17 protein-coding genes are annotated in these 8903 nt (G+C 48.4%); all 17 read right to left on the bottom strand.

All coding sequences use genetic code 11. The features are described 5' to 3' along the window. Positions 1-42: 42 nt before the first annotated feature. On the bottom strand, positions 43-396 hold the full coding sequence (gene rplR, locus ACTJIK_RS11085; protein WP_440646430.1) for a 50S ribosomal protein L18: 354 nt from the start codon (positions 394-396) through the stop codon (positions 43-45). A gap of 120 nt (positions 397-516) precedes the next feature. Then, positions 517-1071 (bottom strand): 50S ribosomal protein L6, encoded by a 555-nt coding sequence (gene rplF / locus ACTJIK_RS11080; protein ID WP_440646429.1) that lies wholly within the window; start codon positions 1069-1071, stop codon positions 517-519. Positions 1072-1185: 114 nt separating this feature from the next. Continuing rightward, positions 1186-1584 (bottom strand): 30S ribosomal protein S8, encoded by a 399-nt coding sequence (rpsH, locus tag ACTJIK_RS11075; protein ID WP_440646428.1) that lies wholly within the window; start codon positions 1582-1584, stop codon positions 1186-1188. 92 nt (positions 1585-1676) lie between these two features. Next, positions 1677-1946 carry a 30S ribosomal protein S14 gene (gene rpsN, locus ACTJIK_RS11070; RefSeq protein ID WP_123848634.1) on the bottom strand — a complete coding sequence of 90 codons (270 nt, stop codon included), beginning with the start codon at positions 1944-1946 and terminating at the stop codon, positions 1677-1679. A gap of 6 nt (positions 1947-1952) precedes the next feature. After that, complete coding sequence (gene rplE / locus ACTJIK_RS11065) at positions 1953-2528, bottom strand: 50S ribosomal protein L5 (RefSeq protein WP_440646427.1); 576 nt, start codon at positions 2526-2528, stop codon at positions 1953-1955. Continuing rightward, entirely contained in the window at positions 2528-2866 is a 339-nt protein-coding gene (gene rplX / locus ACTJIK_RS11060) for a 50S ribosomal protein L24 (protein ID WP_346318856.1), read from the bottom strand. The genes rplE and rplX overlap by 1 nt, the downstream gene beginning before the upstream one ends. A 194-nt stretch (positions 2867-3060) precedes the next feature. Further along, entirely contained in the window at positions 3061-3429 is a 369-nt protein-coding gene (rplN, locus tag ACTJIK_RS11055; RefSeq protein WP_109698268.1) for a 50S ribosomal protein L14, read from the bottom strand. A gap of 75 nt (positions 3430-3504) precedes the next feature. Next, complete coding sequence (rpsQ, locus tag ACTJIK_RS11050; protein WP_120516916.1) at positions 3505-3762, bottom strand: 30S ribosomal protein S17; 258 nt, start codon at positions 3760-3762, stop codon at positions 3505-3507. Positions 3763-3865: 103 nt separating this feature from the next. Then, the gene (gene rpmC / locus ACTJIK_RS11045) at positions 3866-4069 is read right to left on the bottom strand and encodes a 50S ribosomal protein L29 (protein ID WP_440646426.1); all 204 of its coding nucleotides are present in this window, start codon (positions 4067-4069) and stop codon (positions 3866-3868) included. 63 nt (positions 4070-4132) lie between these two features. Then, positions 4133-4552 carry a 50S ribosomal protein L16 gene (rplP, locus tag ACTJIK_RS11040; RefSeq protein ID WP_440646425.1) on the bottom strand — a complete coding sequence of 140 codons (420 nt, stop codon included), beginning with the start codon at positions 4550-4552 and terminating at the stop codon, positions 4133-4135. 51 nt (positions 4553-4603) lie between these two features. Continuing rightward, positions 4604-5401: a 30S ribosomal protein S3 gene (gene rpsC, locus ACTJIK_RS11035; protein WP_440646424.1), complete on the bottom strand. Its 798-nt coding sequence runs from the start codon at positions 5399-5401 to the stop codon at positions 4604-4606. A gap of 53 nt (positions 5402-5454) precedes the next feature. Beyond that, positions 5455-5805, bottom strand: coding sequence for a 50S ribosomal protein L22 (rplV, locus tag ACTJIK_RS11030; RefSeq protein WP_119078754.1), 351 nt, complete (start codon positions 5803-5805; stop codon positions 5455-5457). A 144-nt stretch (positions 5806-5949) separates the two neighbouring features. After that, positions 5950-6216, bottom strand: a complete 267-nt coding sequence (gene rpsS, locus ACTJIK_RS11025; RefSeq protein ID WP_120516921.1) for a 30S ribosomal protein S19 — start codon at positions 6214-6216, stop codon at positions 5950-5952. A 57-nt stretch (positions 6217-6273) separates the two neighbouring features. Then, a complete protein-coding gene (gene rplB, locus ACTJIK_RS11020) occupies positions 6274-7107 on the bottom strand; it encodes a 50S ribosomal protein L2 (protein WP_440646423.1) in 834 nt (277 codons plus the stop codon). Positions 7108-7200: 93 nt separating this feature from the next. Beyond that, positions 7201-7500, bottom strand: a complete 300-nt coding sequence (rplW, locus tag ACTJIK_RS11015) for a 50S ribosomal protein L23 (protein WP_120516923.1) — start codon at positions 7498-7500, stop codon at positions 7201-7203. 117 nt (positions 7501-7617) lie between these two features. Further along, positions 7618-8262 carry a 50S ribosomal protein L4 gene (rplD, locus tag ACTJIK_RS11010; protein ID WP_440646422.1) on the bottom strand — a complete coding sequence of 215 codons (645 nt, stop codon included), beginning with the start codon at positions 8260-8262 and terminating at the stop codon, positions 7618-7620. Position 8263: 1 nt separating this feature from the next. After that, positions 8264-8887, bottom strand: coding sequence for a 50S ribosomal protein L3 (rplC, locus tag ACTJIK_RS11005; protein ID WP_440646421.1), 624 nt, complete (start codon positions 8885-8887; stop codon positions 8264-8266). Between the last annotated feature and the right edge of the window lie 16 nt (positions 8888-8903).

The raw sequence follows: 8903 nt of genomic DNA, 5'->3' as shown, positions 1-8903 counted from the left end.
TACGATATCAGATTGTTTATTCTTCTAATCCCTTTACCAGTCTTAGAATTGCAGGCCGCCTTCGCGTGCGCCGTCAGCAGTAGCTTTTACACGGCCATGGTACAGGTAACCGCTCCTGTCGAATACACAGGTGGTGATACCTACCGCCACAGCTTTTGCAGCCAGTGCTGCGCCCGCCAGTTTGGCTTTCTCTGATTTGGTACCAGCTGCGCCGGCAATCGCTTTCTCACGGGTGGAGGCCGCCGCCAGGGTAGTGCCGTTGGTATCGTCTATCAATTGCAGATAGATGTCTGAATTACTGCGGAATACAGACAGTCTCGGCTTCTGCGCAGTTCCGCTGATCTTTTTACGGATACGGTAGCGGATATTCTGTCTTCTGTTAAGTCTTGTGATCATTACTAAGTGTATTTAAGGCCCGATGCTGCCGGGACTATGTTCAGCAAATACCGGCATATTGCTATCCCGGTATTTGCTGCTGGTTTAATAATTATGTTTAGTGTCAACCGGAGGAGGCTGTTACTTACCGGCAGATTTACCTGCTTTCTTGCGTACCACCTCGTCGCTGTAACGCACACCTTTACCTTTGTACGGCTCGGGTTTGCGGAGGCTGCGGATCTTGGCGGCAACCTGGCCCAGCAGTTGATTGTCGATCCCTTCCAGCATGATCTTGGGGTTCTGGCCTTTTTCAGTAAGCGTGCTTACTTTCAGCTCTTTCGGAACCTCGAAGATGATGTTGTGGGAATAACCTAAAGATAAGTCCAGCAACTGACCTGCGTTCGCAGCCTTGTAACCTACACCCACCAGTTCAAGCTGTTTCTTGAAACCTTCGGTAACGCCGACTACCATGTTGGCGATCAGCGCGCGGTACAGACCGTGCAGGGCGCGGTGGCGGATCTGGTCGGTAGGACGGACAACATTCAGTTCGCCGTCTTTCACTTCCACTTTGATATCGCGGTCCAGCACCTGCTTCAGTTCGCCTTTCGGGCCTTTTACCGTGATCTCGTTTGCAGCGGATACATTAACGGTAACGCCGCTGGTCAATTTAATAGGAGCTCTGCCTATACGTGACATAATCAGTCAGTTTTATTGTTGTGATTCCGGCATCCCGTGTTCAGCCCGTATAGAAGGCTTAATTGTCAGATATACCGTATCCCGCCCCTGTTGTGCAGGAGCGGGAAAAATATATTAGTAAACGAAGCAAACTACTTCGCCACCTACGTTTTGTAATTTTGCTTCCTTGTCGGTCATTACACCTTTGGAAGTAGAGATGATAGCGATACCCAGACCGTTCTTGATCCTTTTGAAATCTTCAGGTTTGGAGTACTGGCGCAGACCGGGACGGGAGATCCTTTGCAGGTCCTGGATCGCAGGAACCTTGGTTTGCGGGTCATACTTCAGCGCTATCTTGATGAGGCCCTGTTTGTTGTCCTCTTCGAACTTGTACTTCAGGATATAACCTTTGTCGTACAGGATTTCGGTAATACGTTTTTTCAGTTTGGAAGCCGGAATTTCCACGATCCTGTGATTTGCCATCTGGGCGTTACGGATGCGTGTGAGAAAATCTGCTATTGGATCAGTAACCATTGTTTGATTTAATTTACAATAAGCTATTACAATGCGATATCCAATCGATATAGAAAGGAAAATCAAATACTACTTGAGCCTTTCGGCGCTGCTTACCAGGAAGCTTTACGAACGCCGGGGATCTTACCAGCCAGCGCCATGTCGCGGAACATGTTACGGCAGATGCCGAACTGACGGATGTAACCTTTCGGGCGGCCGGACAGCTGGCAACGGTTGTGCAGGCGAACGGGAGATGCGTTTTTAGGCAGTTTGTCCAGTTCTGCGTAGTTACCTTCTGCTTTCAGAGCAGCGCGTTTCTCAGCAAACTTGGCTACCATTGCCTCTCTCTTTCTTTGTCTGGCTTTTACGGATTCTTTTGCCATGTGATATTATTGATTATCTTTTTTGATGTTCTTGAACGGCATACCCATTTCTTTCAGCAGCTCGAAAGCTTCTTCGTTGGTTTGGGCAGTGGTCACGAAAGTGATATCCATACCAGTGATCCTGGTCACTTTATCGATGTCGATCTCCGGGAAGATGATCTGCTCGGTTACGCCCAGGGTATAGTTACCACGGCCGTCGAAAGCTTTTTCGCTCACACCTTTGAAGTCACGCACGCGGGGCAGGGATACGGAGATCAGCCTGTCCAGGAATTCGTACATGTTCACGCCGCGCAGGGTCACACGCGCGCCGATCGGCATGTTCTTACGCAGTTTGAAGTTGGAGATGTCTTTTTTGGACATGGTCGCGATAGCTTTCTGACCGGCGATGCGGCTCATTTCGTCTACTGCGATATCTACCAGCTTCTTGTCGCTCACCGCACCATTGATGCCCTGGTTCAGGCAGATCTTGGTCAGGCGGGGAACCTGCATTACGCTCTTGTAGTTAAATTTCTTCTGCAAAGCATTCACTACCTCTGCACGGTATTTGGTTTGCAGCCTGGGTTGATATGATGTGTTTGCCATTATTTAATTACCTCCCCTGATTTTTTAGCGATACGAACTACTTTACCATTTTCTCTCTGGCGGGCTACGCGAGTAGGTTTGCCAGCCTTAGCGTCCCACAACATTACGTTGGAAATAGCGATCGGCGCTTCCTGCTTTACAATACCGCCTTTGGTATTCTGGGCAGTCGGCTTGGTATGTTTCGTGATAATGTTCACGCCTTCAACCAATACACGGGCTTTGTCGGTAATTACTTCCAACACCTTGCGGGGCTTGGTCCGGTCTTTATCATCGCCGGTAACTACCACCACCAGGTCGCCTTTCTTAATGTTGAACTTAGGCTTAAATCTAGTTTTCATCTGTTTGTTTGTTTAAACGCCAAGCAGAACTTTTGCTCCGCTTGATTAATATTAGGTCGTTTTTAAAACGGGCTGCAAAGATATGCAAAGATTTCGGATCTTGAATTCCAGCTTTCAAATAAAGGTTTTCTGTATACATATTCCCTTTATCCTCACAACTTGAATCCCAGATCCGAAACCGTTATATCGACTCCTTAAAGCACCTCAGGCGCCAGGGAGATGATCTTCATGTATCCTTTATCGCGAAGCTCACGGGCAACCGGACCGAAAATACGGGTACCGCGGGGCTCGTCGGAGTTGTTCAGCAATACAACGGCATTGTCGTCGAAGCGGATGTAAGAACCGTCGCGGCGACGGAGCTTCTTCTTCGTTCTAACTATAACAGCCTTGGTTACGGTGCCTTTTTTCATGCCACCACCGGGGATAGCATCTTTTACCGTTACTACAATCTTATCGCCTACACCGGCATAGTCCTGACCGGAGTTGCCGAGCACACGGATGCAGAGTACTTCTTTGGCACCACTGTTATCAGCTACGTTCAGCCTTGATTCTTGTTGTATCATCGTAATACGTTTGTTAATTGTTTAGCAGCGGCTGCAAGTACCTTCCGGCTCCGGCAGCTTGAAACAAATGAATAATTACTTTACTTTTTCGATTATCTCCACCATACGCCAGCATTTGTTCTTGCTCAGCGGACGGGTTTCCATAATCCGTACGGTATCACCAATGCTGCACTCGTTTTTCTCGTCGTGCGCCATGAATTTGGTGGTCTTCTTTACGAACTTACCATAGATCGGGTGTTTCACCTTACGCTCAACGCTTACGGAAACAGTCTTATCCATTTTGTTGCTGGATACTACGCCAATCCTGGTTTTTCTTAATTTTCTTTCGGTCATTTTGAAAGTTATTTTACCTCCAAACCGCTTTTACGCGGCTATAAAATTGTTTATTGTTTGCTGGTTACAATAGCTATCACTATTTCAACCTCCCCCCGGGATCTTAGAATCCCAGCGCTCTTCTGCGGATCTCAGTCTGGATGCGTGCGATCTCCCTTCTCATGAAGCGGATGCTCATGGGATTTTCGATCGGCGTCACCGCGTGGCTGAACGTGATCTTTTTCAGGCGAAGTGCTTCCTCGGAAAGTTTTTCTTTCAGATCCTGGTCACTCAGGCTTTTAAGATCCAGTTTTGCTGCTTTTGGCATTGTATTAAATTTTGTTTCTGGTTATCAGGTTTGTTTAATGATCAGGCCATCTTCATCCTGCGCTTATGCAACATAGTCGCGGCGCACAACGAATTTCACCTTGATCGGAAGTTTCTGTGCCGCCAGTTCCATAGCTTCTTTCGCTACTTCCAGGGAAACACCGTCTGCTTCAAACAGGATGCGACCGGGCTTTACTACGGCTGCCCAATGGTCTGGCGCACCTTTACCTTTACCCATCCTCACTTCCAGCGGTTTGGCCGTGATAGGCTTGTCGGGGAAAATACGGATCCACACGTTACCTTCACGCTTCATACTCCTGGTCAGCGCCACCCGCGCAGCTTCTATCTGGCGGTCTGTGATCCACTTAGGTTCCAATGCTTTGAGGCCGAATGAACCGAAAGAAAGAGCTGCGCCCCTCTTTGCGTTACCTTTGATGCGGCCTTTGTGCATCTTCCTGTGTTTCGTTCTCTTGGGCTGTAACATCGTTTATGTTGTTAAAAAGTTGTTTAAATGATATTTCTAACGGCTGTGTGATTATTTGCGCGGACCACGGTCTCCACCACCTCTTCTGTCGCCACCGCCACGGTTATCCCTTCTGTCGCCGCCGCCACGGTGCTCGCCACCACGGCCTCCGCGATGATCGCCGCCTGTACGTCCGCCTTCTTCCTTACCGGAAACTGCGTTCGGGTTCAGGTCGCGCTTACCCAGTACTTCACCTTTACAGATCCATACCTTGATACCGATCTTACCGTAAACGGTGAGAGCGAACAGGGAAGCGTAATCGATGTCCATACGGAAAGTATGCAGGGGCACACGGCCTTGCTTCATTTCTTCTGAACGCGCAATTTCAGCACCGCCCAAACGGCCGCCTACTTTCACCTTGATACCTTCGGCACCCATACGGAGCGCTGTAGCTATCGCCATTTTGATGGCGCGTTTATAGTTGATGCGGCTTTCGATCTGTTTTGCAATCGTTTCAGCAACGATGGTAGCATCCACCTCAGGGCGACGGATCTCGAGGATGTTGATCTGAACATCTTCTTTACCGGTCAGCTTCTTCAGCTCTTCCTTGATGCGATCCACTTCGTTACCGCCTTTACCTATAATGATACCAGGTTTGGAGGTATGAATGGTAATGATGAGCTTACCCAGCGTGCGCTCGATCACCACGCGGGAAATACCGCCCTTGTTGATACGTGCGTTCAGGTAAGTCCTGATCTTGTTATCTTCGATCAGCTTGACAGCATAATCTTTTTTGCTGCCATACCAATTAGAGTCCCATCCTCTGATGATACCTAACCTGTTACCAATAGGATTTGTTTTCTGACCCATGTTCTGGTTTTATTTGTCTATGAGTTTAAATATAATTTTTCCTACAGTTTGCCTTATTGTGCAGCACGGCCGTCCACAACAATTGTTACGTGGTTACTTCTCTTGCGGATACGGTAACCCCTGCCCTGCGGCGCCGGACGCATCCTCTTGAGAACGCGGCCACCGTCTACGAACACGGTCTTAACGAACAGGTTGGCATCTTCTACCCTTGCGCCTTCATTCTTCACTTTCCAGTTGGCCACTGCGCTCAGCAGCAGCTTCTCCAGCGGAGTGCTCGGGTGTTTAGGATGGAATTTCAAAATATTCAAAGCTTTCTCAACATCCAGGCCGCGGATCAGGTCTGCAAGCAAACGCATTTTGCGGGTGGAGGTTGGATTATTGTTCAGCTTAGCTACTGCTTCCATTGTTATTTGTTTCTGTGTTATATAAGTTTTTTGCTTCAGTTTCCGGTTCTGCTGTTTCCTTCGACTTTCTTTGTTCTCCTTAACTGTTCATCTCAAACTGTTTGTCTCAGCGGAACCGAAAACGGGAAACTTTAAAAACGGATACTACATTTTCTTGTTAGCGTGTCCTTTAAAGTTGCGGGTAGGTGCAAACTCACCCAGCTTGTGACCCACCATGAACTCGGTTACGTAAACCGGGATGAACTTGTTACCGTTGTGAACGGCAAAAGTGTGGCCCACAAAGTCGGGAGTGATCGTAGAGCGGCGGCTCCAGGTTTTGATAACCGTGCGCTTGGTGCCCTCGTTCTGTTTTTCTACCTTCTTTTCTAATTTAAAGTCTACGTAAGGACCTTTTTTAATGGAACGACCCATGTGTTTGTTTATTTAAGATCAACCCCGGTTGCCCAGGGCTGAACCTGTTATACGTAATTATAATTTCTTACCGTTCTTGCGGCTGATGATCAGTTTGTCAGAGCTCTTATGCGATTTCCTTGTTTTCAGGCCCTTCGCATATTTACCTGTCCTGGACCTGGGGTGGCCACCGGAAGATTTACCTTCACCACCACCCATCGGGTGATCCACAGGGTTCATTGCCACACCGCGGTTACGGGGCTTGATACCTCTCCAGCGATTGGCACCTGCTTTACCGATAGACTGCAGCGCATGGTCTGAGTTGGAAACGGTACCCACGGTAGCCATGCAGGAGTTCAGCACTTTGCGCAGCTCGCCGGAAGGCATTTTCAGAACAGCATATTTCTCCTCCTTGTTGCTCAGCTGTGCATAAGCACCGGCGCTGCGTGCAATTGCACCGCCTTTGCCAGGCTGCAGCTCGATGTTGTGAACAACAGTACCAAGGGGCATATTTTTCAACGGTAACGCATTACCCAGCTCAGGCGCAACTTCAGGTCCGCTCAATACGGTAGAACCTACCTGCAGGCCCTGGGGGGCAATGATGTAACGCTTCTCGCCATCTGCATAGTTCAGCAGCGCGATGAATGCGGTACGGTTCGGATCGTACTCAATAGTTTTTACAGTAGCGGGGATGTTTACCTTATCGCGCTTGAAATCCACGATACGGTATTGCTTTTTGTGTCCGCCACCGATGTAACGCATAGACCTTCTGCCCTGTGCGTTCCTACCGCCGGTTCTCTGTGCCGGAGCCAGCAGGCTCTTCTCAGGAGTGTCCGTGGTCAGCTCTGCATACGCATTACCAATCTTCCAACGGGTACCGGCTGTAATCGGTTTGTACTTTTTCAGTGCCATTTTCTACTTAATTCAATGATTTAATAGACTATTATAATTTGATCTGTATATACATCCAGGTTAACGGCTCACGCCGCTAACGGCACTGGTATATTATATGTTAGCATACAGATCGATGGATTCTCCTTCTGCCAGGGTAACCACTGCTTTCTTGTAAGAAGGCTTGCGGCCGGAAATAAAACCTGCTTTGGTAAAACGGGTCTTGTTTTTGCCGGGCATTACCATGGTGTTCACTTCTGCAACGGTCACCCCGTAGAAATCTTCCACAGCTTTCTTGATCTCCAGTTTGTTGGCTTTTTTGTCAACAATGAAGTAAAAGCGGTTAAACTTCTCGGTAGCTTTGTTTACCTTCTCCGAAATCACCGGTTTGATTAAAACATCAGACAGTTTCATCAGTTCTTATTTGATTTGTTATCGGACTGATGGGACCTCACGGTCTCATCTGTTCTTATTTTTATTGCCGCCCCCGGGTCTTACCCCGCATCACGGCTTGTTTACTTTTAAATTTAATTACGCTTCAACCACGTCCAGCTCTTCTGAGAAGATCTTGGCCGCGCTCTCGGTGAACACCAGGAAGTTGCTGTTCATGATATCGTAAGTGTTCACGTCGCTCAGCACAGTGCTGTCCACAGTCGGGATATTACGCAGTGACAGGTATACGTTATCATTGTATTCGGGGAGAACCACCAGGGTCTTCTTACCGGCAACATTGATGTTCAGTTTCGCCAGGATAGACTGGAACTGCTTGGTTTTAGGAGCATCCAGGTTGATGTCTTCAACGATGATGATGCTGTTTTCCTTCGCCTTGGTAGACAGGGCGGAAATTTTCGCCACGTCTTTCACCTTGCGGTTCAGTTTGATATCGTAACGGTGAGGTTTGGGACCGAAGATGGTACCACCGCCTTTATAGAGCGGGTTACGGATGTTACCTTTACGGGAACCGCCGGTACCTTTCTGCTTGTGCAGCTTGCGGGAAGCACCTTGCACCTCGGCACGGGTTTTCACCTTGTGAGTACCCTGGCGCTGCGCAGCCAAATACTGCTTAACAGCCAGGTAGATCACGTGATTGTTCGGCTCTACGCCAAAGATCTCTTCAGGGAGCTCGATGGTTCTGCCGGTTTTCTTACCTTCTATATTTAAAATATCAAGTTGCATGTTACTTCTGGATTAAAACGATTGAACCAATGTGGCCGGGAACGGAACCACTTACCAGGATATAATTCTTCTCAGGGAATATCTTAACGATCTTCAGACCTTTCACTTTCACTCTTTCATTACCGGTTTGGCCAGCCATACGCATGCCCTTGAAAACGCGGGAAGGATAGGAAGAACCACCTACGGAACCGGGAGCGCGCTGACGGTCGTGCTGACCGTGGGTAGCCTCGCCCACACCGGAGAAGCCATGGCGTTTTACAACACCCTGGAAACCCTTACCCTTGGAAGTACCCACAACGTCAATTGTCTCACCTTCTGCAAATATTTCGCAGGTGAGAGTTTCGCCAAGGGCCTTAGCCACGGATGTATCCGGGTTGCGGAATTCTGTAACGTAACGTTTAGGGGAAGTCTGTGCTTTCGCGAAGTGATTCAATTCTGCTTTGGTGGTGTTCTTTTCTTTCTTTTCACCAAAAGCTACCTGAACAGCGTCGTACCCGTCGGTGCTCTGGGATTTCACCTGGGTAACCACGCAGGGACCGGCTTCGATAATGGTAACAGCAGTTTGTTTGCCGTTGGCCTCGAAGATGCTGGTCATGCCAATCTTTTTACCAATAATACCTTTCATTGTGTTATATAATTTA

Origin of the sequence: Chitinophaga sp. 22620, assembly GCF_052044405.1 — a bacterium.
GTDB lineage: Bacteria > Bacteroidota > Bacteroidia > Chitinophagales > Chitinophagaceae > Chitinophaga.
This window is presented reverse-complemented; position numbering and strand designations above follow the sequence as displayed.

Excerpts from the sequence above, each read along its gene's own strand:
- rplP (WP_440646425.1), bottom strand. The coding sequence starts at position 4,552 with ATGTTACAGCCCAAGAGAACGAAACACAGGAAGATGCACAAAGGCCGC.
- rplN (WP_109698268.1), bottom strand. The coding sequence starts at position 3,429 with ATGATACAACAAGAATCAAGGCTGAACGTAGCTGATAACAGTGGTGCC.
- rplX (WP_346318856.1), bottom strand. The coding sequence starts at position 2,866 with ATGAAAACTAGATTTAAGCCTAAGTTCAACATTAAGAAAGGCGACCTG.
- rpsN (WP_123848634.1), bottom strand. The coding sequence starts at position 1,946 with ATGGCAAAAGAATCCGTAAAAGCCAGACAAAGAAAGAGAGAGGCAATG.
- rplD (WP_440646422.1), bottom strand. The coding sequence starts at position 8,262 with ATGCAACTTGATATTTTAAATATAGAAGGTAAGAAAACCGGCAGAACC.
- rpmC (WP_440646426.1), bottom strand. The coding sequence starts at position 4,069 with ATGCCAAAAGCAGCAAAACTGGATCTTAAAAGCCTGAGTGACCAGGAT.
- rplV (WP_119078754.1), bottom strand. The coding sequence starts at position 5,805 with ATGGAAGCAGTAGCTAAGCTGAACAATAATCCAACCTCCACCCGCAAA.
- rpsQ (WP_120516916.1), bottom strand. The coding sequence starts at position 3,762 with ATGACCGAAAGAAAATTAAGAAAAACCAGGATTGGCGTAGTATCCAGC.
- rplR (WP_440646430.1), bottom strand. The coding sequence starts at position 396 with ATGATCACAAGACTTAACAGAAGACAGAATATCCGCTACCGTATCCGT.
- rplB (WP_440646423.1), bottom strand. The coding sequence starts at position 7,107 with ATGGCACTGAAAAAGTACAAACCGATTACAGCCGGTACCCGTTGGAAG.
- rpsH (WP_440646428.1), bottom strand. The coding sequence starts at position 1,584 with ATGGTTACTGATCCAATAGCAGATTTTCTCACACGCATCCGTAACGCC.
- rpsC (WP_440646424.1), bottom strand. The coding sequence starts at position 5,401 with ATGGGTCAGAAAACAAATCCTATTGGTAACAGGTTAGGTATCATCAGA.
- rplC (WP_440646421.1), bottom strand. The coding sequence starts at position 8,887 with ATGAAAGGTATTATTGGTAAAAAGATTGGCATGACCAGCATCTTCGAG.
- rplF (WP_440646429.1), bottom strand. The coding sequence starts at position 1,071 with ATGTCACGTATAGGCAGAGCTCCTATTAAATTGACCAGCGGCGTTACC.
- rpsS (WP_120516921.1), bottom strand. The coding sequence starts at position 6,216 with ATGGGTCGTTCCATTAAAAAAGGTCCTTACGTAGACTTTAAATTAGAA.
- rplE (WP_440646427.1), bottom strand. The coding sequence starts at position 2,528 with ATGGCAAACACATCATATCAACCCAGGCTGCAAACCAAATACCGTGCA.
- rplW (WP_120516923.1), bottom strand. The coding sequence starts at position 7,500 with ATGAAACTGTCTGATGTTTTAATCAAACCGGTGATTTCGGAGAAGGTA.